Origin of the sequence: Actinoplanes sp. HUAS TT8, assembly GCF_051380535.1 — a bacterium.
GTDB lineage: Bacteria > Actinomycetota > Actinomycetes > Mycobacteriales > Micromonosporaceae > Actinoplanes.
The window spans coordinates 242,917-264,881 of the sequence record NZ_CP195646.1 but is presented as its reverse complement, the minus strand read 5'-3'; the positions used below and the strand labels follow the sequence as shown (position 1 = coordinate 264,881).

Genomic DNA, 21,965 nt, shown 5'->3' with positions numbered 1-21,965 from the left:
CTGCCCTTCGTCATTGGCGGTCCGGTGTTCGTCAGCTGCCGAGCAGGCTGATCACGTCGTCGGTGGGCCGGACGTCGCCGAACGTTCGGTAGATCGTGTAGAGGGTCGCGTTGTGGTCCTCATCGCGTCGGGCCGCGTTCGCGTCGGCGACCATGACGACCCGATACCCGAGGGTGCTGGCGTCGCGGGCTGTTGACTCGCAGCAGACATTGGTGACCGTGCCGGTGATCAGGACCGTGTCGATGCCACGGTCCTGCAGCATGTCGTGCAGGCGGCAGCGGCCGGGGAAGAACGCGCTGGCCGCGAACTTCTCCACGAGCAGATCCTCGGCCTCGACGTCGAACTCGTGCCACAGCCGGGATCGCAGCGGCCCGGCGCCGCCACTGTTCCGGAACATCTGAGCGATCTCGGGTCCGAAGAACTCGTCTTTGACCGCCGTTCGCACGCCGGCGCCGGGCAGCACCCAGACGACGGTGCCACCGGCATCTCGCACTGTGGCGGCCAGCCGAACGATGTTGGGCACGATACCGCGGACGTAGGCGTTCTCCTCGGCGAAAAACGGCACCATGTCGACCACCACGAGCGCGGTGCGGGCTGGGGTCAGGGTGGTGTAGCCGTGTCGGCGACCGCGGCGCTGCTCCTGCCGCACGCATTCTCGTTCCTCGATCCGCCAGGCGTGGGTGATGCGGTCGGCCTCCATCCGGGAAACCTATCGGAGACCCCGGCGGCGCGATTTATCGCATAGGAAGGCGCCCGCTTCGGGGCTGCACTGGCCGCCAGGTCCGACAACTCGAAGTGGGCCTTCAGGCGCCGGGCCGAGGCGACCTCGGTCGGGTCCGCGGCCGAGTAAGCGTCTATCCGCACGGTCATGTCTCTTAGCGCCGGAATGGTCGACACAGCGCGCGTCAGATCGGCGGCCAAAGCGGTCGGGGCGGTTCGCCGATCGTTCACGCCAGGCGGCGCCGGAGGTGACCCGGATACCACGGAAGAGTGAATCCCGTCACGCCGCATGCGACTAGCTGTCTGATGACTAGATGTATCGCTGCACGTCAGGGACGGTTTACACCGACTGCCGGAAAATTCCATACACCGTGACGGCCATTTCTGCAGGTCAGGGCGTGGGTAAGGTGCTGCGTGGACGGAGACGGCAACGCCGGGATTGCGCCCCGGCGCCGCCTCCGGAAACCTCCGAGTAGGAAGGAACTCCGTTGAGGCAGAAGGTACCCCGCCGACGTGACCGGCGCGTAGTGCTCGCACTAATCGCCGCCATGCCGTCGACTCTTTTGGCGGTCGCGGCGGTGTTGCAGGCCTGGCCGAAGTAGCCAGAAACGCGAAAGGCTCCGGCCCGGCGTTGCGCCGAGTCGGAGCCTTCGTCAGTTGCGGAACATCCGCCGCGCGCGAGTTGGCGTCAGACCAGCTGTCATCGCCGACCGAGCTCTTCGGGCGCGACCACCTGACCTTGCGGCCTGGATGCATCAGCTCGTGGCCGAACTGCGTGCCGGTGAGGCGTTCGCTAAGACCGGCACATCGGCAGGCACAAGGTCCACCCGCGCGCGAAGGTATCGAGCAGCATGGCGCCACCTGCCGTGCTCGAACGCTTCGTCGACCTCGATCTCCACCACGTGATCCGGCCGTACGGGCAGGTATACGGCCGGGTCATGCTGATCGAACCGACCCGACCATGATCGAGGCAACGGGCACGGCCACGGGTGATCAGTGACCGCAGTCAACAGGCCGCCGAGCTCAATGCGCTGGTCCTCAGTCAGCGGTGTGGTGCGGCCGACGTACTGCAGGCGGCCACGCACCGTGCGCCGGGCAAGCAGCAGAACGTGCGGGGACTGCACGCCGCCCTGTATTCCGCCGACCAGAGCCTCGGTGCTGGTTCTGCGCCGCCACTTCCACCAGGAACGGCCACGAGAGCGGTACCGGCTGGAGAGATCTTTGATGACCAGACCCTCCGCGCCGGTGACCGCATAGTCGTGGAACCAGGCCCTAGCTTCCTCCGGGTCGCGGGTAGCTGGGCAGAGCATGAGTCCGGGTACGTCAGTGACGAGTTCCTCGAGGAGCAGCCGCCGTTCGAGCAGGGACCGGTCGACCAGCTCGACGCCGTCGAGCTGCAGCAGATCGAACACGACGTAGGTGGCCGGATTTTTGGTCACCTCCGCGTGCAGGCCGCGTCCGGCGGTGACTCTGCGCTGCAGGGCGCTGAACGAGGTTCGGCCTTCAACCTGGTTCCAGATGACGAGTTCGCCGTCGAGTACGACGTTGGGCAGTAGCGCGGTGCGCAGGTGTGCGCACAGATCCGGGAAGTAGGCATCCAGGCGGCGGCTCTGGCGTGACTGAAGGTAGACCTGCTGGTCGTCGACGAAGGCAATGCATCGCCAGCCGTCCATCTTGACCTCGTACTGCGGTGTGCCGCGGGTGTGCGGTTCCAGCAGGTCGCGTACCGGCGCGGCTCGCATGGGCTCGATAGGTGGTGTGAGCAACGCCGTTCCCCCGTCAGGCGTGATCACTCGGACGGTAGCGGCAACCAGCGTCCGCAGGACGCAGAATCAGAAACATCCGCCGGCGGGGCCGACAAATACTTGTGCCGCTTACCGGAGAACGCGCAGGTCCGCGGTTCAGCAGTCAGATCGAATCCAGCCGTTGCCATCCGTGGTCAATGGCGGCAGGTTGCGGCGGCGCAGTTGGTCTTGCAAGTACACATACTCGCGCTCGATGCGTTCGCGATCAGCGCTGAACCCCCATGTGGTCCGGTCGTAGTGGCGGCCGTCGGCGCGGGCCGGCGGGTTCCAGGTAAAGGCGTAGATCCGCTCGATGGTCGGTATGCCCGCGGCGAGCAGGTGCAGTTGCCGCCGCTGCCACCACTTGACCACGGCGATCACGGTACGGACCGCGCCGAGGCGTTGTTCGATGAGAGGCCGGGCGAAAGCGACGTTCTCCACGGAGGTGCACGAGTGCCGCTCGATGATCATCTGGTCCGGTGTGAACCCCCGCGCCCGCAGCAATCGGGCATGCTCTTCACTCTCGATGTGCTGAGGCATACGCCGGTTCGGGCCACCCGTAAGCACGGCGAGCGGGGCGAGCCCTGCTTCAAGCACCTCGGCGACGGGCAGCACCGCGTCAGGCAAGGTGGATCCGAACACAAACACCAGGTCGGCTTTTCCGAGGCCGGGCACCTGAGCGTCGATGCTTTGCAAAATCTGCTCCGCCGGGGCGCTCGCTTGACCCGGAACCCGCGTGCCGTCGCTGTTCACGGTTTCGACGCCGCAGCAGGCAAGACCGGGCGCCTCTCGCTGCCCGGAACGGGATGCGTGAGTTCGGTGATCGTTCCGTGCCGGCGATACGCCAGCACCGCCTCGCGAGTCGTCCGGACGCCGAACATGGCGCGGACCTTCTCGATGTGGCGGTTCGCCGTCCGCAGTGAGACAAACTCCGATTCGGCGGCCGCGGCGCTGGTGTGACCCGCCGCAAGCCGATCAAGTAACGCCCGCTGCTGCGGTGTGACCGCGGCGAGCAGGTCTTTGGTGTCGTCAGCAGCGGCGCCGGGTGGGAGCGAAACTTTCATCGAAGGCTCCTTCGCACTGAGGTCAGAGTTTGCGGCCGACGGCGCCGAGGACACAACAGTCACCCCTGAGGCTCGCACCACCGCTGGCAGCAGCGCGCCAGACGGCGACCGGGGTCAGTCCTGCTGGCAGAAGATCCAGCCCATCCATGAACATCATCACCTGTGCTGGATTGCGGAAGAAGACGTCCGGTGTGGTGGTGCGCCCGTACACGCGGGCAACCGCGTCGCCGTACGCACGGCCGGCAGCGGTGGGGACGGGATGCGACAGCGCAAGGTAGCTGCCGGGTGCCAGCGTTGCCCGGAGTTTCGCGACGGCGGGGTAGGCGTCGCTGTCGGCGACGAACGGCAGCACCCCCATCATCAGGATCCCGACGGGTCTGTCGAAGTCGAGCAGGTCGCGTACCGCGCTGTCGGAGAGCAGGTGGTCGGGGAACCGCATGTCGCAGCGGGTCGCCGTGGCGTTCGGATTGTCGTACAAGGTGAGGATGTTGTTCGCCACGGCGATGGGGTCGAGGTCGACATAGACGATGCGGGCCGGTGGGCGCGCATCTGCGGTGAGTTGGTGGACGGCGCCGATGGTGGACAGGCCGGAGCCGATGTCGAGGAACTGTCGGATTCCGCGATCCAGCAGGTGCCGGACGACGCGTCCCAGGAATTCGCGGTTGGCCCGGGCCGCGCGGCGAGCATGCGGGACCGCGGTGACGAGGTCGTCGGCGGCTTGCCGGTCGGCGGCGAAGTTGGCGTTTCCGCCGATCAGGTAGTCGTACATGCGGCCCGGGGCGGGCACCCGCGGGTCATGCCAACCGTCGAGGAGCCAGCCCGACATCGGCGGTCCTTTCTGGGACGGCGGAGTCCGGCTGGTCGGTGGTCGGCTCGCCTTTCGCCGGCATCGGTGCTTGCGCGCGGCCGTCGGCCGGTCGAAGGCGTGCAACGGCTACGAGCACGCGCGACCGGGTTTGACCGCTCGGATCTTCGGGTTCGTCCCAGCAGTCGGGGTCAGCCTGCCATTGGTCGGTGGTGACGATGCCGGGCGGCAGCACAGTGAGCTGGTCGTCGATGAGGGCGCCAAGTTGGTCGGCGGTGCGCAGGACGGCGGGCGTCGGGGTGTGCTGCTCGAAGAGCTGGTGGGCCGCTTCTTGGCCGGGTTGTTCGTCAGGATTGAGGGCGGGGGTGGCGTGGGTGATGATCAGGAGGCTGCCGGGCGCTAAGGCGTCCGCGAGCCTGCTGATGCTGCTTGCAGCTGCGGCGTCATCCGGGATGAACTGCAGGATGGTGCCGAGGATGACAGCGACCGGGTCGGCGAAGTCGATCAGGGCGAGCACGGCGTCGTTGTCGGTGATCTGATGCGGGTCGAGCAGGTCGCCGCGGACGGCGTGGGCTCGCGGATCTCTGCGCAGTAACTGCCGGGCCTGTTCTACCGCGATCGGATCGATGTCGACGTAGACGACGGAGGCGGTGGTATCGAGGTCGCGGAGCGTCTCGTGGGTGGCACCGAGCACAGGGATTCCTGCTCCGATGTCGAGGAACTGACGGATGCCGGATGCTGTCACCGCTTCGGTAGCGCGTTCGAGGAATGCCCGGCCGGCCTGGACCGTAGATCGGGCCTGCGGGTCTAGTGCTTCTATCTGCGCCCATAGGGCACGGTCGGGCGCGAAGTTGTGCATACCGCCGAGCGCGGCGTTGTGGACCCGGGCCGGCGCGGCATCGAGGACGTCCGGGCCAGTCGGGATCCAGCAGGGCCTGGAAGGGACGGATGTTTCTGGCGGTGGGGCAGGCCTGTCGTCCTGTCCGGTGCTAGTCATGGTTTCCTCTCGGTGGGCGGCGCATCGCCGGCTGGGTCGGTGATGGCGTTCTCGGCGATGAGCCGGTTCAGGCGGAGAATGCCGGTGCTGGCGATGTGGCCGAGCTCTTCGGTGGCCTCATGCGGGCGGGGTTCGCCCTCGGACGTCGTGCTCGCCGCCGCACCGGGCCGGCCAGGAGGCAGCGCCGGTCGGTCGAGGTGCGGGCCGTTGCGGGGTGTGGCCAGGGTCGTGGCGTAGAGCGCCGCGCCGGCTTGTAACCGCTGCGGTCCGGACTTCGTGGTGTTCGGCGTGGACATCTGGACCTCCGTTGAGTTTCTCGTCAGGGTTCTGCCGACCGGGACGGGTGTGGCGGGTACGCATCGGCAGCACTCATCTCCGCGATGCGCACCCGGCGTCTGGGTAGAGACGCTCGACCGGCCATGGCGTCACGCGGTCCGCCAAGGTCTATTTGATGCCGATGCTGGTGGCTCGTTCGGCCGGACGGGCTCGGGTTGCCAGGTGACACGCCACGCGGGGTAGAGCACGGCGGCCAGGTAGGCGGCGGCGCAGACGGCGGTGGTGGCGGTCAGTCCGACGGTTTCGACCAGGGCGGCGCCGACGAGGCCGCCGGCGGGGATGCCGATCCAGGCGGCTGTGCTGATGATGGCCAGGACCCTGCCGCGCAGCGCCTCGGGGATCTTCTCGATCTGTACGGTCTCCACGATCGGGTTGAACAGCCCTGAGCCGAGCCCGGCGATCGCGAATACGGCGATCACGGCGGCCGGGGGCCAGCCGAGGCTAAGCACGGCGATGCGGGTCGGGCCGCTGATGAGGACTCCGGCCAGATAGACGGCGCGGCGCGGTAACTGGACGCGGGAGCTGAGCCAGGCACCGGCGAGCGCGGAACCGGCGGCCGAGGCCCCGGCGACGCTGGGCGCTAGACCGATAAGGCTGGGGTCGTGTCGGGTGGTGTGCACCCACAGCGGAAGCAGCAGAGCCAGCAGTGCCTGGTCAAGCAGGTTTGTCACGAGCAGCATCGCGCTCAAGGCCCGCAGCGATCGTTCGTGGCGTAGGAAGGCGGCGCCGGCCCTCAACTGGGCGAGGTAGGTGCGGTTGGGGCGGTCGCGGGGGGCTTCCGGGCAGGCGAGCGCGGTGAGAGCGGTCGCTGCGGCGAGTAGGGCTGCCGCGGTCCACAGGGTGGGGGCGCCACCGGCGGCGGCCAGCAGCCAGCCGGCGGTCGCGGCGCCGATCGCTCTCGAGGCGCGTCCGGCGACGGCGGCGTACTGCACGCCTCGCTCGATGCTGTGGCCGGCCGCGGCCGCGGCGGCCGGCACGAGCAGTCGTCGTCCTGAGTGCGCGGGGCCGTCCGCGGCACCGACGAGGAACATGATGGCGGCGATCAGCCACACGGGGGCTGCTGGCGTGAGCGCCAGAACCGTCAGCAGGATCGCGCCAGTCAGGTCACCGATGATGCTGATCCGACGGCCACCGAGCCGGTCGATCAGAGGGCCGGCCGCCCACTGCATGAACGCGTACGGCGCGGTCTGGCAGGCGACCACTATCCCGATGGCCCACGCAGCCCGGTCCGGGTCACCGGTGCCGGTGACCAGCAGCCAGGGCACTGCCACGGTCAGCAGCCTTGCCGCCGACAGCGTGCAGATCTGCGCGGCCAGGACACCGGCCAGGCCGCGCCGTGCGCGTAATCCCAGCTGGGGGCCGCGCGGGATGCGGAAGATGCGGACTGCCGTCATCCGTTGCTCGCCGTGGTCGCGGGCCGGTGGCAGGGTGTGATCCGGGTTCCGGGGATGGGCCGGCGCGTCGCGGTCATCGGCGCCGAGGGTTGGGGGGTGAAGCCGTGCCGGCGCAGGAAGCCATGTGCTGGCGGTGAGGTGATGACGGCGGCAGCGTCGCGGTGTCCGGCGTCGAGTTGGGCGAGGTGCGCGTGCAGCAGCAGGCTCCCCAGATGCCGGCGGCGGCGGTGGCCAGCGATGGCGAGCGCGGCCAGCCGGTGGTGTGGTGTGTTCGGTGCGAGCCGGGTGAGGACGGCGTCGAGTTGCTCGAAGCGTTCGGTGAACTTTCGGCACGCCAGGCGACGGCGGTCGTGGTAATCGGGGATCGGTGGGGTGTGTTCGTCGTGATAGAGCCACACGGCGGCGCCGGTGATGCCTTTGACGCGGTCGCGGGTCAGCGGGTCCGGATCGTGTTCGCGGACGATGTCGACGTGGCCATGGCCGCTGGTGATCGCATGCTTGACGTGGATGGCCAGGTAGTCGGCCAGCACCCACAGCCGGGTCCGGTCGTCGGGAACGAGCCATCTGGCATGCGGGAGGTCTACCAGGCTCTGCGCGAGCAGCAGGGTGATCTCGTCGATGTCACCCCGGGTTGCCCGGAGCAGCTCGGTCCCGATGGGGTGAGTCGGCGACGCGCCCCGGTCGAGGGAGACCCGTAGCTGGTTGTCGGTCACTGGGTTGGCGCGAGCGCCGGTGGCTGGGTTCCGGACGGGAAACGGCAGCACGGTCGTGTCGGTGAGGTCGAACAGCGGTATCCAGCCGATTCGGCCGCCCAGAGCGACGAGCCGCCACTCGGTGATTGTCCACGTGCTCAACTCGGACGCGAAGGTGACCCCGGAGTTGTTGTTGCAGGTCAGGAATCGAGAGACCCATTGCTGGGCGGCACGCAGGTCGTCCGGCGAGTTCAACGCGGAATTGCCGGTCATCACCGACGGCGAGACCTCCCCCGTGTCGAGGACCCACTGCCTTGGCTCCGGCAGGTAGTACAGCAGGACCACCGGGTGGGTGGTCGCGAAGTCCTCGTCGAGCAGCCAGACGTGATCATCGATGAGCGGGCCGGGCGGTAGCGGCGTGAAGCAGGCAGGATGGTCGCGGACCTCGGTCATCGGTCACCGATCCCGCCGCGGTGGCGGCCATGCCGACGGCCGAGAACGATGCGCCTGATACCCGAGCGGCTTGCTGTAGTTGGCGGCGGTGCCCAGCTGCCTGGCGGCGCCTTGGATGTACCTGATCATCGAGGTGCTCTGGCCGACGCCCCGGACGAAGATGTGCCGGCGGAGGCGTTCCGCTTCTTGCCACCGCCCCGTGGTCCCATCGGAACCTTCTTAAATCGCAGAAGGCTGTAGACGAGACCGTGCTTGAAACCGGTCTCCTTGACGATCTGCTCGACCGGCTTCTTCTCCTCGACGAACATGTGGGCGACCTTGGTAGCGGCCTGCTCCCGCTCTGCGGGGGTCATCCGGATTCGCGCCGGCGGGTTCGCGGTCGTGGCGCGGCGCTGTTGCTGCGTTCGTGCGCTCGCGGCGGTGCCGGATTTCGGGCCGGCGCTGCCACCGGCTGCCGGGTTCGGCTTGTGCCGGCCGCCACGCTTGCGGAACGGCACGCCTTGCTGCTCGATCGCCCGGTGGACGTATCCGAAGGAACGGCCGATGTCGGCGGCGATAGTCCGGATGGACTCGCCCGCGGCGTAGCGGCCAGCGATCTCCTTCTCGCGTTTCTGGTGCTCGCTGCGCAGCTGATCAGCGGGCGGGATGTCCTGCGCAGGTGGGCTGGCGCATGCGACGGTGGACGGTGGCTGCACCGCTTCTCCCTATCGATGTCGTGGGCTGGTGTCTGGGTGGTCAGGTGAGGTGCAGGACGAGGAGAACGGCTGCGGCAGGCAGCAGAATGGCGGCGGTGGACAGGGCGGCGCGCAGGCCGCGGCGGTGGGCTAGATAGGCGGCGGTCGCCTCGGTCAGCCGGTGCCGTGCCGCAGCGTCGTCGGGGTGCGGGGGCCGGTCGGGGTTGAGCAGGATCGCGGATTCGGGTGCGGTGAGCAGGCGGCTGAACGCGGCGGCGATGTCGCTGGCCCGGTAGCCGGCCAGGGGGTGCCGGCGCCGCCGGATGCGACCGGGTGCGGGCTCGCCAGTCGCAGTGCGGCGGGGAACCGATCGGTGTGGCGGGAGCAGGGATAGTGTCGCGGTGGCTTCGGCGTGACCTGTCAGGAGTTGCGGTGTGTGGGTGCAGTTCGCGATGCGGTGGGCGTCGATGTACGTGGTGTCGGCGGCAGCGTCCTCGGTGGTGTGCGTCGCGGCGCGGTGGCTCCAGGCGCTGGTGTCGCGGGCTTGGGCCAGCAGGGCGAGCAAGCTGAGGTCGTGGCGGCAGGCCCGCAGCATCCGGATGTAGGCGTTGAGGATCGTGGTGCCGGTGGTGAGGTCGGCGTGGGGGTGGCGGCGCCAGGTGTCCCAGGCGGTGCCGACGAGGTCGATCGCTTCGGCGCAGTGGCCGATGGCGTGCAGGCTGTCGGCCAGGGCGACCGCGGCGGGCAGGGCGTTGTGGGGTTGATGGGTGCGGTAGCCGGCGAGCACGCGGCGGCGCACGACGATCGCCTCGGGGAGTCGTCCGTGCTGGTGCAGGGCAGTGCCGTAAGCGGCGGCGGCGGCGAGCCGGCGCGGGTGCCCGCACGGGTAGCGGACATGGTGCGCGTGGTAGGCCAGGTGCGCGGCCCGCAGCTGCTCGGCGCCGGTGACCACGGTGGCATACAGCAGGCACGTCTCGGCCAGGTCTGCATCGGCGAGCACGTGATCGAGGGACAGGCCGGTCACGTGAGGTGCTAGCACGGCGGCGGCTTCGCCCGGGGCGGCCGTGACGCTCAGGCGCAGGGCGGTGGCGACGGCGGCGGCGAGTTCGCTGGGTGTGCCGGCGGGTGGCGGCGTGGTGCGGGCCGGCGGCGTCGGCTCGGCGGCGGGTACCGGGCCAGAGGCAGAGGACGGTCGGCGTTGGGATGCCATGACGGTCCTTTCTCGGAGGGGACGGCAGCGGCAGATGTGAGTCGATGTGTGGTGGTGCAGGCGCCGTGCGGTGAGGGCCGCGGCTACGGGTTCGTGGCGGTGGCGCGGCGCTTGTGGTGGGTTGAGGTGCGGCGTTTGACGCCGGCTTCGTTGAGCACCGCCCAGACAAGTCCGTAGGAGCGGCCGAGCTTCTCGGCGATCTTGCGCAGTGACAGTGGCTGGCCGGTGCCGGGTTCGGGGTGGTAGAGCTGGACGACTTGCCGCCGTAGCTGGTCGCGGGCCTCGCCGACGGTCGGTGGCGACATGCGCCGTTTCTTGCCGGGCTCGCGTGGTGCTGCGGCTCGGCCGGGCGCGGTATTTCGAGCTGGTGTGGGCATGACGGTCTCCGGTTGGGTGTTAGGGGCTGCGGCGTGGGCTGTCGTCGTTCTGGAGTCGGCTCGTTCGGGCAAACGCCGCTTCGGCGTGAATCAGGGGTGGGTGGGCGGTGCGCTGCTGGCTACGGCAAAGGCAGAGCGCACCGCCCCGGGCGGCGCGGCCACGGGTGGCCTGCTGCCCTGACCGCGGCGCTGGGCGAGTGGCGGAAGGGCCCTGCGGGGCGGTCGGCGGTTAGGGCTCGGGTGGCTGGCCAGGGGCGCTGGTGCGGTCGCAGGCCAGCAGCAGGAGGTAATCGCGAAGCTGTTGGGTGCCGGTCGCGGAGCTGCTGGTGGTAGCGGTGAGCAGCCTGCCGGTGCGCGGGTCGAGCATGATCGTTTGGCGGGTCAGGCGCTGGGTGAGGTTGAAGGACCAGCCGATGCGGCCGAGCAGGTCGCGGGCGATGCCGTCGTAGGCGATGCCGGGAACCGTGGCCAGCATGCGCAGCGCGGCGGCCCGGGCCGCCCGGTTGAGGTAGTGCAGCTGGTTGAGCTGGACGAACGCCTCGAACAGCACGGTGTTGTTGCAGTAGGTTTCGCGGGCGTCGAAGATGGCGTCGGCCAGCGCCACCGGGCCGGAGGGCACCGGTTCGGCGACCGCGCCGCCGAGGACTCCGCCATCGGGCAGCGGGTACGTCTGTGTGGTGGCGGGCGCTGCGGACAGGCGCTGTCGTTCTACGGCGTCCGGGAACTTGTCCGGGTCGGGGCGGGCCGGTAGCCGGCGTTCGTCGGTGCGACCGCTGCCGTCGCCGGCTCGCCACAGGGTGTCCTCGGAGGGTTCGACCATGCCGTCCACCACGATCCAGAACTGACGGCGCACCGCCGAGTACCGGTAGTCGTCGGGGTCTTTGCCGTCGGCGGGCGTGGTAGTGATCGTGTCCGCCAGGTTCTGCAGCCGGTCGGCGGCGTCGAGCGTGGTGACACTCGGCGTGCTGGTGGCGCCGGGGTCGTCGTAGCACGGGTGCCAGCCCTGCGGGACTGCCGGCGCCGGGGTGGCGGCTCGGACGATGAGCAGGTAGCTGGCGGCGAGCAGCGCCGCGGTGATGGCGATGCTGACCGCTGGATGCGGCCAGATGATCCGCGGCCGCCTCATGGCTGTTCCCTGGTCGTGCCGCCGTGGCGCCGGAGCATCCGGGCGGGAAGCTCACGGCGGATGCCAGCTGAGGGGGTGGTGCGCCGTAGATGTCGACGGGGGTTCGACCGGCGCACCACCCCGGCCTGGCTCGGGCGTCGGCCACAGGTTGCTGCGGCGCCCGGCGGCAGTCGAGGATCGGTCAGAAAGTTCAGAGCATCGGCAGTGAGCAGGCGCCGCGCGGTGATCGCGGCGCCGACCAGGCCCTTGAGGCTGCAGCGGTTGCCGTGGCCACGCAGCTGCGGATGCCGATTGACAGGTGCCTGCTGCCGGCGGCGAGCACGATGCGAAGCCATGACTGGGCTGCCTTCCTCTCACTGAACGGGTGTGCCGCGGCGTTCGCCGCGCGTTTTCGGATGACGCGTCAGGGTGGGCTTCCGGGTGGCACACGCAGGCAGGGTGTGGGCACCCGGCCCGGGGACCCGCGTCGTGGGGCGCGCGGGTCCCCGGGTGCCCGTCCGCGCGGTGGGGGCGTTGCGCCGCACCGCGGGCCGGGGTGGCTCTGGCTTTGGCGGTAGAAGGCAGCGCCACCCCCTGGGGCGAGGGCCGCCGGATCCTGGGCCGGTGTGACGGCTCGGCTGGGCGGTGCCGACGGTCCTCGCGGGTTCAGATGTCGGTGTGGCGCGACCGCCACATCGGGTGCAGCTGCGGCCCGCCGGGAGTGATCGTGTACGGGTCGAGCGATTCGAAGCCGAAGCGCTGGTAGAGCGCTCTGTTACGCAAGCCGGTGGCCTCGAGGTACGCGGCGCGGTGCCGGCGGGAAAGGCCGGTGAGCCGGTGTTGGAGCAGTGCGGCACCCAGACCCTGGCCCTGCCGGTCGGGTCGCACGGCGAGGAACGCAAGGTAGGCGTGCTCCTCCAGGCGTGGGTCCGGGTGGTGCTGGTGCATGGCGTGGTCGAGTTGCCGGAAGCGGGACACCGCGCTGCCGGTGATGGCAGCGAGCTTGGCGTCGTAGTCGCCGAGCTCGGGCACCGGGTTGTGGTCCAGGTCGAACCAGAAGGCGGTGGCGTTGTCGCCGAGCACTTCGACGTGGCCGTGCTCGATGGCATGGCCGGCCAGCAACCGGAAGTACGGCGGGTAGATGGCGGCGCGCTGGTCCTCGTCGGGTACGAGCCAGCCGGCGAGGTCACCGTGGGAGAAGGCTTCGGCGAGGATGCTCGCGACCAGGCCGGTGTCGTCCTGCTTGGCGCGGCGGATCTGGACGGCGACCTTGATCTCGGAGTCGGTCATGCCGGTCACCGCCCGGCCGCGGTGGCGGTCTGGGTGGACTGCGGGCCGCTAATGAGACCTCGGTGAGCGCCGGCGCCGATCGCGGCGTACACGTCGGGCTGGGCGGAGCGCAGGTACAGCGACCACAGCACACCGAGCACGCCGGCGACCGCGAACGCGGCGGGGAAGATCCATCGCCAGGGGCTGGCGGCGTCGACGCCGAGCAGGGTGTGGAACTGCTGCAGGGTGACGAGCAGGATCCAGGCCAGCGCGCCGCCGGCCACGATCGGCGCGAGCAGCCCCTTGCCGACGCCGACACTGTCCCGGTTGACCGGGCGCAGGAAGTAGCCGAACACCGCGATGGAGGTGGCCAGCATCAGGACCAGGACGCCGAGGCCGCCAGTGACGGTGATCCAGAAGAACAGGTTGATCATGGGATCCCAGCCGGCGTAGGCGTAGACGCACAAGACGACCGCGGCGATGACGGTCTGCGTGATCGACGCGACCTTCGGGGAGCGGCTGCGCACGCTGGTCAGCGCCAGCGCCCGCGGGAGAACACCTTCGCGGCCGAGGGCGAAGAAGTACCGCGCGACGGTGTTGTGGAAGCTCAGCAGGGCCGCGAACAGGCTGGTGATGAACAGCAGATGCCCGAGGATCAGCACCACTGACGGCACGTACGGGGCGGCGAGGTCGAAGATCAGTTCGGTGCCGTGCTCGGTGGCCGCGTCGACGATCTTGTCGGGGCCGACCGCGATGGTCATGGCCAGGGCGCAGAAGCTGTAGAGCACGCCGATGATCGCGAGGGCGATGTAGGTGGCCCGGGCGACGGTCTTGCGCGGGTCCTTCGACTCCTCACTGAAGACGGCGGTGCCTTCGAAGCCCACGAATCCGGTGATCGCCGTGACCAGCACGGCGCCGATGCCGGGGGTCAGCAGCTGCGACGGCGAGATCGCGGTCAAGGCATTCACGGTGATGTGCCCACCGGCGGGGTGGGTGATGTGCACGGCGGCGAGCACGAGTGCGACGGCAATCTCGGCGATCAGCAGGGTGCCCAGGATCGTGCCGTTGAGGTCGATGCGCAGCACACCGAGCATCCCGACCAGGGCCCAGCCGGCGAAGGCCCACAGCCACCACGGGGTGGACCAGCCGCTGTGGGCGTCGATGAAGTCGGCGGTGACTTTGCCGAAGCCGCCGTACAAGCCGATCTGCATGGCGTTGTAGGCCAGAACGGCCACGAACGAGGCGCCGACTCCCGCCGGGCGGCCGAGGCCGTGGGTGACGTAGGTGTAGAACGCCCCGGAGTTGATGACTTTGCGGGACATGGCCACGTAGCCGATCGAGAAGATCGCCAGGACCAGAGCGACGGCGAGGTAGCCGATGGGGATGCCGATGACGCCGGTGACAGCCCAGCCGGTGGTGGCGCCACCGGCGATGACGGTCAGCGGGGCGGCGGCGGCCATCACCATGAACACGACCGGCGGCACGCCGAGCCGGTTGGCCGCCAAAGCTTGGGCGACCGAGCTGGTCGCCTTGGAGTGCGGGGGGTGAGACACGAGAAAGCTCCTGACGGATACGACAGCAGAGCAGGAAAAGGTGGTGCTCTGGTGGAGGTTCAGGGGTGGATCAGAACGGTGGTGCCCTCGAGGCTGTCCAGCGCGCTCAGCAACGCCGGGATCGGCGCCCGGCTCTGGCGGCTGATGGCGATCAGCTGGTCGATCACGTACCGCGGGGCCTCGGTGAAGACCTTCTGATAAACGCCGCTGGACAGGCACAGCCCGACCAGCACCCGGTCGAACGCATTGAAGTCGCGGCCGCGTTGCACGGAGGTGTTCAGCCGAGCGGTCGGCCAGTAGGCGGCGTTGTTGTCCGTGGGCTCGTAGACGGTGCGTGACCGACCGAACAGGCGCCCATGCTTCGTGACCTTGCGAAGATCACCGGACTGGATCATGCGCTGGGCGACCTGGTCGTAGATGTCCTCGGACAGATAGCGCATCCAGTCCTGGGGCGTCAGCGGGTCGGGTTCGCTGGCCACCTTCTCCAGGACGGTGTGAGCCAGCGCGTCCGGGGGCGGACGCTGGTCGATGACCACCAGGCGGTCCTGCTCGACGGCGACGCGATCGGTGACACCGAGCTCGGCCAACATCGCACAGGCCAGGCCGACGGAGGCGAGGTGACGGTCGACGAACAGCTGTGCGCCGTTGTGGGCGAGCCGGAACAGGTCGTCGGCGAACCTCGGCCACGGCTGGACGGGCCTCGGCACCGGGCCGTAACCATGGCGGTAATCGACGGAGTGGGCCGCGGCCGGGTCGAAAGGCACGGCCTCCTCGGCGGGACGCCAGGGAGGTCCCACGGTGCCGGCCTGCTGCGTTGCGTCGCCCGCAATACCGTCAGGCACCGAGCCGGGCAGCGGCCCGGGCGTAGAGGTGTGGGCAGGGGCCTGGTAGGGCGGCGGGCTGTGGTGCATCAGGCCTGCGGCGTGGCGAGGCGGGAGCGGAGACTGGCGCGGATCGAGATGACTTCGTGTGTCGGGGAAGGACATCGAACCCTCGAATGGGTGTCGGCGGATCTCAGGCAAGAGTGAGGGGCTAGACGGCGGGACCGGCGCTCAATGCGTGGGAGAGTGCGTGCCCGCCGTCCATCTCGCCCCGGCCCGGGTGTGTCTGGACTGACCGGGGACATCTACCGACTCTCAACAGCTTCGCTCGTGAGCCGGCGTAACCAGTTGTAGTTGCAGCGTGATCGAGCCTGCCTCGGCAGCGGCGGAGCTCGGCCGGCACCGATGAGCTCGGTCTGCGACCGATCACGGGACCGGCAAGCAGGCGTCAGCGGCGACCCGGGGCGGGCGCGGAGGCCGTTTCTCAGAGCGAACCGTCTCCGCAGGTGGTGCCCGTTCCGGGTTCGCCCGCCACGTCCGGCCATCAGTAGGCCGCCTTCGGGCATTACGGCAGGGCGGCCGGACGCCACGCTGCCATGGGATCCCGATGCCAGTGCCAGCGGGTCCCGGTCGCCGCACAGGCGGACGACCTCCTCCTGTGTACAAGCGACCTGTGTCATGCCGGCATGGATCGCTGCGGCACGAGAATTCAGATCCATCACAAGATATCCTCTGCAGGTCCGACCGATTTCGCGTTCGGTCGGACGGATGCGGCGGCCCGGCAATGACCGGCACGCGCCTGCGGGTGAGGCGCTCCCGGAACTACCGGATAAATGCCCAACGCACGCGCGAAGAGCTTCAGTTAAGGGTGCGCGTCGACCACTCCGACTGATCGGTGTGATCGTCCTGCGACGCCATTCAATCTGGCAGAGTGATCGACCCTTGGGAATGGCCGAAGCCGTACGGACTTGCCGTACGGACTTGGCAGCCCGCCAGGTGAGAGAAAACGCTCTGAGCTGCAACTATCCACAACAGCCGGTGCATGTTTGGGCGTTTTGTCCCATTGAATTTCGGTCACTCGGACTAGTGAAGGTCGGCAGCTGCCGGACTGCGAGAGAGTGCCGGAAGGCGCCATCCATTGCCGTCTTTCAGCGCACCGACTCATCGGCATGCCACGCTCTTGGCGAACGGCCGGTGAACGTAAGCCCTGGACCGACCGCCGGGCCATGCTGCCATCACAAGGTCGGTAGCGGACCGGCCATATTTCTCACCGACGGCGAGCGAATACAGCACGGCCTATACTGCCCGGCGGAATGCACATTACGCGGGCAGCAGAAAACCCGGGAGTGCAGCCGACGGAAATGGCATGCCGAACGGCGACGCTCCGGCACGCCAGCTGACCCGAGCTCCTCCCAGCGCTTCGCCAGCGATCGGCCGGACGGTCATCGTGACGGGCAGATCCCGTCTGCCCGAGCTGGCACTGCCGGGACCAGGAAGCGGTCACTGCCCGTGGTGCGCTGCCGCGGGAGTCGCGCGCTCGAGGACGGTTCTCGCGATCGCAACGCGGGATGGCTCCAGTCCACCAGCCAGGCCAGACTGACCGCGGCGAGCGAGTAGACGACCGCACAGATCCACAGGGCCTGGCCGAGGCTGTAGTGCTGCAGCAGGAGCCCGCCGGCGGCTCCGCCGACGGGAATGCCCGCCCAGGCGAGCGAATCGATCAGGGTCCGCGTGCGACCAGACGCGGCCAGCGGGATCAGCCGGATCTGGATGACTTCGACGACGGGATTGAACAGGCCTGAACCGGCACCGGCCAGCGCCCAGAGTGCGACTACCAGGTCCGTTGGTATCGGCAGGGCGAGCGCCAGGAAACGCGTCGGCCCGCTGACCAGCACTCCCAGCAGGTAGGTGGCTCGGGCGGGCAGTCGCCTGCCGAGCCAGGCCGCCGTGAGTGCGGACAGGGTCGCGGCGGCACCGGCCGCCGCGACGGTGGCACCCAGCAGGGCGGGCCCGTGGCCGCCTTGCCGAGCCCACTCGATCACCAGCACGGTGAGCAGGGCCTGGTCGAGCAGGTTGGTGACGACGAAGTAGCCGGTGAGCGAAGCCAACGAGCGGCTGCGGAACAAGACCGCGGCGCCGGCGACCAGGTTGCGGCCGTAGCCGCGCTGGCTGCTCAGTCGGCGGATCGGGTCGACGGTCACCACCTGGGCGAGAGCCGCCGCGGTGGCCAGCAGCGCGGCAGCCACCCACAGTGCTCGCGCGCCGCCGACGCAGGTCAGCAGCCATCCGGCAGCAAGCGGGCCGAAGGTAGAGCAGGCGCGCTCCACGCCGGTGGCCAGGCTCGCACCGCGTTCGAGAGGCTGCTCAGCGTCTGCGGTGGCGAACGGCAGGAGCAGCCGCTTGGCGGCGACGGCGGGTCCGTCGGCGATACCTGCGGCGGTCATGGCGGTGGCGACAAGCCACAACGGGGCGCCCGGAGCGACGGCCAGCGCCGCCAGCAGCGCGGCGGTGCAGATGTCACCGACGATGTCACCCGGCGCAGGCTGGTGCGGTCCAGCAGCGGCCCGATGAGCCACCGAAGCACCGCGTACGGCGTCGCCTGCAAGGCCATGACGATGCCGGCCTCGGTCGCGGTGCCTCCGCCCGAAAGAGTCATCCACGGCACGGCCAGCATCAGCAGCCGCGCGGCGGAAATGGCGCAGGCCTGCGCGGCGAGGATGCCGGCGAGGGGCCGCCACCTGCCGGTCAGCACCGTCTGGCCCGGCGTTCGGTGGTGGCGCTGTCTGAGGTCGCGGTGGTGGGGACGGCCGGGCGCCACAGTCGCTGCATGACGGGCCCGTCTTCCCATCCCGTTGGGCGGATCGCGCCGATGAACCGGTAGCCGTGGTCGCTCAACAGCCTGCTGTGCCCGGTGACCGCGACGGCCGCGCGGGCGACGGGAAGGTGGTGTGGCTGCCGATGCCAGGCGTCGAGCAGGGCGGTGCCCACACCTCGGCGCCGGTGGCCGGGAAGGACGCCGAAAGCCCGTAGGTCCCAGTGCGGCTGTTGCGGCGGGCCGAGCGGTCCGGCAAGCAGGCAGCCCGGCGCCTCGAATCCGTCTGCCGGAGCGGGCGTGCCGATGTCGGCGTCCGTGGGCGGGCAGCTCGACCAGATGAGTGCGCCGATCGCTTCGTTGTCGTGTTCGGCGAGCAGAGCGGCGCCGTTGCGCACGGCGTGACCAGTCTGCTTCAGCAGGGCGTCGTACAGCAGTAGAGCCCGTCCGACCCGGGCGGACGCGGTCCACTGCGCGGCCGTCACCGCGGCGGTGGTGAGCACGCCGGCGATCGGTCGGGTGTCCCAGCTCGTGGCGGGTCGGATGGTCAGGGACGTGGCGGCGATCGACATGGCATGTCCTGGGTGTGCGGGCGGGCACGAGGTGGTGACGCCGAGACCGGCGGCGGTCACCGGTTAGCCGGGTTTGCGGGCGATGCCGCAGTACAGACCGACCGCGGTGTCCGGCAGCAAGTCGAACCGCGGGCGCTCGTACGGTCTGTTGCGCCAGCGGTGGACCGGGATGATCCCGGGATCGACGAGGTTGAGACCGGCGAAGAACCGCGATATCTCGCCCAGGGTCCGGGGGTAGATCGGGATGCCGGACGCGGCGATGACGCCGGGCAGATGGGTGTGCAGCCCTTCGGGCAGCAGGTCGGGGCTCAGGTGGCTGATAGCGATGCCGCTGCGAGCGGGCAGGGCCGCGATCAGGTCTTGGACGCGCTGGACGGGCTGGTCGTCGGCGGACAGGTAATGCACGACCGCGGTCAGCAGCACGCCGATGGGCCGGCGCGGGTCGAGGCCGCTGGCCTCGACGGCTTGGGCGATCAGGTCGCCGGAGTCACGCAGATCACCGTCTAGGACGGTGATCTGCCCACGTCCAGGCCGGCCGGTGACCCGGGTGCGGGACAGCGCAACGACGGCCGGATCGTTGTCGACGTACACCACCGGGGCGTGGTGGTTCTTCCAGTGGACGGCGTTGTGGATGTGCGGCCCGGTGACGTGCGGCGGAGGTTGAATGCCACAACCGATGTCGATGAACTGGCCGATTCCGGCGTCGACGAGCCTATCCGCGGCGTTCCGCGCGAATTCTAGGTTGGCCCGAGCGGCCAGGCCGGCGGTCGGGAAGGCGTCGGTGATCGCGCCGGCCGAAGCGCGGTCCGCCACGGTGTTGTCGTCGCGGCCGAGCAAGAAGTCGTAGCGGCCGGCGCTGCTCGGACCGGCGTCCTCGGCCCGCATGTTCATCTCGAGTCCGACCTGCGCGCCGGACAGCGGCTCCGGGCTCCGGTTGCTGGTGGTGGTCATTGCACGCGTCCCACGACGCCGTACATACCGATCTGATCCGGGGACGCCGGCGGGTCGGCATCGGGCCGCCACTCGCAGATCGGAACCAGCCCAGGCTCGACGAGGTCGAGACCGTGAAGGTAGTTGCGGATGGTCGCGGCGGGCCGGGCGCGGGCCAGGACCCGGCCGGCTGCATACATTTCTTCGTAGCGGGTGGCGTCGTCGCTGTCGCTGAAATCAGTCGAAGCGTGCGAGATGACCAGGAAGCTGCCGGGCGGCATCGGATCCAAGAGTTGTTTGACCGCGGTGGCCGCGTCTTCGTCGTCGGCGATGTCGTGCAGGACAGCGCCCAGGACGACGCCGACCGGACGACGCAGGTCGAGGGTGTCGAGAACAGCCATGCTGGTCAGGACTGCGTCGGGATCGCGCAGGTCGGCTTCCACGTGTTCCACGCGGCCAGCGGGATTGCTGATGTGCAGGGCCCGCACATGGGTCATCACGATGGGGTCGTTGTCCACGTACACCACGCGACTGTCCGGGGCGATACTCTGCGCGACCGCATGGGTGCTATCGGACCTGGGCACCCCCGCCCCGATGTCCAGAAACTGACGGATGCCGGCCTCAGCGAGGAACCGGACAGCACGCTTCAGAAATGCTCGGTTAGCGGCGGCCGCGATCGCCGCGCTCGGGAAAGCTGTGAGGAGGTCCTCGGCCATGGCCCGGTCCGGTGCGTGGTGGTCCTTGCCGCCCAGCAGGCAGTCATAGACACGGTCTGACTGAGGTCGCGACCAGTCGACTCGCCGGTCGCCACCATGACCTGACATGTGGGGACTCGCCAGGCCGGCATCGATGACCGCGTCGCTCATGCGCGGGTCGAAAAGGCCGATCTCAGCGTCGGAGGCCGCGCCGAGGACGATGCGCAATGCAAGCCGGCGCTCCTTCCAAGGCCATGAGCTGTTCCCCAGTTCGACGTCCTTGATCCACCGCGCGGTGACCAGCAGCGATCGTTTACCGGGGTACAGCTGAGCCAGTTTGCGATTGACCGCTACGGCAAGCTCTGCTCTGGACATCCTGCGTCCCCGCCGGCTCGGAGACGTAAGACGCAATCGGTGCTCTTGAAACTTCTTATTCAACATGGATTCAGCCACTGGAGCCTCCTTCACGGAGGTGCAATCGCTGGACTGCGTAACCTCTGAGCTGCATGCATGTCGCCCGAGAGGCGCCGGTCGGCTGTAGGAACCTTCCAGGAAAGGCTTCCGGATAGCGTGTCGTCGCCGGATGCGCACTGCTCATGTCGTACGCACCCGGCGACCGGGACATGCCTGGCCGCGGTCTTAGGCCTGTCCCAAAATGCCGCCTGACGGCGCTGGCAGGCGGCACTGATACCCCGCGTACGGCAGCGAGCAGGGACATCGGCAAGAATGACCACATCCTCGCCGCCCGGTCCGCGCGCTGACATGAGCCGCCCCGGCGTACCAACCGGTCACGATCTACGAGCCGTACGAGGAAGTTGATTTGGTGACACCCGCCGAGGCGGGTGCCACCGACCTCGCCCACCACCAAGGCTTGCGTATCGGCACCTGGCAGCGGGGAGAATTCAGGCTGGCCGGATGGCTCGCACGCGTGGAAGCCGTCGTCGACCACCGCGCCGTCCATGCCCGGGACCGGGCTGGCCATGATCTTGTTGGCGGCTGCCACGACTTCCGGCTGCTGAGTGCGGGCGGGCCGGCCACGAGCAACCGGCTCGGCCCCCAGCCAACGGCCCGACATCGTGGGCAGCGCAGCGGCCGCGAGTTCACGCGACAGGGGCTGGATGTCCCGGTAGGTCACATCCCGGGTTGTCCACATCAGCGGAGCCCCGTCTCCCCGCTAGGAACGTGGGAGGGTACGGCTGCCCTGCTGGAGCAATGCGCGGGATCATTTGGCGGCCAGACGCCCAGCCGGCAGGCATTCGGCTTGCGGTCACAGGCGGCGACACCGACGAGCGGCCGCGGACCACCAACGACCCGGGCTTCCATGGTGCTGAGCTGTCCGGTGAGACCGGCGCTCGCGGCAATCTCGGCCATGATCGGTTCCTCATCGTCTTGTGGCGCTGGCGGTCGTGCATCGATGTCGGCATCTGGCCAGCAGCGCAGTGCGAGGCGCGGCACCACGGGTATCTGCAATTCGAGGAGATGCCCAATCTGTGTTGCTCCACAATCGCCCTTGCGCGAGGCGGGAGGAATCCCTGTTTCACGGGAATCGAGAGGAATTTAAAGGGGAATTGACATGGGAAGAATTTTCCCTGAGCTGCGAAAACCTTGACGAGGGACGTTCCTGAGGGCCTGGCTGCGTTTCAGGGGTGGGTTACGATGCCGACATCGCCGCTTCTCGTCGGCGGCGTTATCGAATGCGGCG

The 21,965-nt window shown here is 69.1% G+C and carries 20 protein-coding genes; all 20 read right to left on the bottom strand.

The window, feature by feature from the left end; translation table 11 throughout:
- Positions 1-31 precede the first annotated feature (31 nt).
- Positions 32-700, bottom strand: a complete 669-nt coding sequence (locus ACSHV8_RS01165; RefSeq protein ID WP_436528494.1) for an isochorismatase family protein — start codon at positions 698-700, stop codon at positions 32-34.
- A 775-nt stretch (positions 701-1,475) separates the two neighbouring features.
- On the bottom strand, positions 1,476-2,513 hold the full coding sequence (locus ACSHV8_RS01160; protein WP_436528492.1) for an ATP-dependent DNA ligase: 1,038 nt from the start codon (positions 2,511-2,513) through the stop codon (positions 1,476-1,478).
- A gap of 108 nt (positions 2,514-2,621) precedes the next feature.
- Complete coding sequence (locus tag ACSHV8_RS01155) at positions 2,622-3,257, bottom strand: YdcF family protein (protein WP_436528491.1); 636 nt, start codon at positions 3,255-3,257, stop codon at positions 2,622-2,624.
- Positions 3,254-3,622, bottom strand: coding sequence for a hypothetical protein (locus ACSHV8_RS01150; protein WP_436528490.1), 369 nt, complete (start codon positions 3,620-3,622; stop codon positions 3,254-3,256). The genes ACSHV8_RS01155 and ACSHV8_RS01150 overlap by 4 nt, the downstream gene beginning before the upstream one ends.
- The gene (locus tag ACSHV8_RS01145; RefSeq protein WP_436528488.1) at positions 3,591-4,394 is read right to left on the bottom strand and encodes an SAM-dependent methyltransferase; all 804 of its coding nucleotides are present in this window, start codon (positions 4,392-4,394) and stop codon (positions 3,591-3,593) included. Before ACSHV8_RS01145 ends, ACSHV8_RS01150 begins: the two co-directional genes overlap by 32 nt.
- On the bottom strand, positions 4,363-5,370 hold the full coding sequence (locus tag ACSHV8_RS01140) for an SAM-dependent methyltransferase (RefSeq protein ID WP_436528486.1): 1,008 nt from the start codon (positions 5,368-5,370) through the stop codon (positions 4,363-4,365). Before ACSHV8_RS01140 ends, ACSHV8_RS01145 begins: the two co-directional genes overlap by 32 nt.
- Complete coding sequence (locus ACSHV8_RS01135) at positions 5,367-5,666, bottom strand: hypothetical protein (protein ID WP_436528484.1); 300 nt, start codon at positions 5,664-5,666, stop codon at positions 5,367-5,369. Before ACSHV8_RS01135 ends, ACSHV8_RS01140 begins: the two co-directional genes overlap by 4 nt.
- A 129-nt stretch (positions 5,667-5,795) precedes the next feature.
- Positions 5,796-7,100: an MFS transporter gene (locus ACSHV8_RS01130; protein WP_436528482.1), complete on the bottom strand. Its 1,305-nt coding sequence runs from the start codon at positions 7,098-7,100 to the stop codon at positions 5,796-5,798.
- Positions 7,097-8,137: a hypothetical protein gene (locus tag ACSHV8_RS01125; RefSeq protein ID WP_436528480.1), complete on the bottom strand. Its 1,041-nt coding sequence runs from the start codon at positions 8,135-8,137 to the stop codon at positions 7,097-7,099. The genes ACSHV8_RS01130 and ACSHV8_RS01125 overlap by 4 nt, the downstream gene beginning before the upstream one ends.
- A gap of 233 nt (positions 8,138-8,370) precedes the next feature.
- Entirely contained in the window at positions 8,371-8,940 is a 570-nt protein-coding gene (locus ACSHV8_RS01120; protein ID WP_436528478.1) for a helix-turn-helix domain-containing protein, read from the bottom strand.
- 40 nt (positions 8,941-8,980) lie between these two features.
- Entirely contained in the window at positions 8,981-10,129 is a 1,149-nt protein-coding gene (locus ACSHV8_RS01115) for a hypothetical protein (protein ID WP_436528476.1), read from the bottom strand.
- An 83-nt stretch (positions 10,130-10,212) separates the two neighbouring features.
- Positions 10,213-10,434, bottom strand: a complete 222-nt coding sequence (locus ACSHV8_RS01110) for a helix-turn-helix domain-containing protein (protein ID WP_436528475.1) — start codon at positions 10,432-10,434, stop codon at positions 10,213-10,215.
- Between the two features lie 301 nt (positions 10,435-10,735).
- On the bottom strand, positions 10,736-11,632 hold the full coding sequence (locus ACSHV8_RS01105; RefSeq protein WP_436528474.1) for a hypothetical protein: 897 nt from the start codon (positions 11,630-11,632) through the stop codon (positions 10,736-10,738).
- 645 nt (positions 11,633-12,277) lie between these two features.
- Entirely contained in the window at positions 12,278-12,901 is a 624-nt protein-coding gene (locus ACSHV8_RS01100) for a GNAT family N-acetyltransferase (RefSeq protein ID WP_436528472.1), read from the bottom strand.
- Positions 12,902-12,906: 5 nt separating this feature from the next.
- Complete coding sequence (locus ACSHV8_RS01095; RefSeq protein WP_436528470.1) at positions 12,907-14,433, bottom strand: APC family permease; 1,527 nt, start codon at positions 14,431-14,433, stop codon at positions 12,907-12,909.
- A 59-nt stretch (positions 14,434-14,492) separates the two neighbouring features.
- On the bottom strand, positions 14,493-15,140 hold the full coding sequence (locus tag ACSHV8_RS01090) for a GOLPH3/VPS74 family protein (protein WP_436528468.1): 648 nt from the start codon (positions 15,138-15,140) through the stop codon (positions 14,493-14,495).
- Positions 15,141-16,696: 1,556 nt separating this feature from the next.
- The gene (locus ACSHV8_RS01085; RefSeq protein WP_436528466.1) at positions 16,697-17,830 is read right to left on the bottom strand and encodes an MFS transporter; all 1,134 of its coding nucleotides are present in this window, start codon (positions 17,828-17,830) and stop codon (positions 16,697-16,699) included.
- A 169-nt stretch (positions 17,831-17,999) separates the two neighbouring features.
- Positions 18,000-18,638: a GNAT family N-acetyltransferase gene (locus tag ACSHV8_RS01080; protein WP_436528465.1), complete on the bottom strand. Its 639-nt coding sequence runs from the start codon at positions 18,636-18,638 to the stop codon at positions 18,000-18,002.
- Positions 18,639-18,701: 63 nt separating this feature from the next.
- On the bottom strand, positions 18,702-19,589 hold the full coding sequence (locus ACSHV8_RS01075) for an SAM-dependent methyltransferase (RefSeq protein ID WP_436528463.1): 888 nt from the start codon (positions 19,587-19,589) through the stop codon (positions 18,702-18,704).
- Positions 19,586-20,716, bottom strand: a complete 1,131-nt coding sequence (locus ACSHV8_RS01070; protein ID WP_436528461.1) for an SAM-dependent methyltransferase — start codon at positions 20,714-20,716, stop codon at positions 19,586-19,588. The genes ACSHV8_RS01075 and ACSHV8_RS01070 overlap by 4 nt, the downstream gene beginning before the upstream one ends.
- Positions 20,717-21,965 lie beyond the last annotated feature (1,249 nt).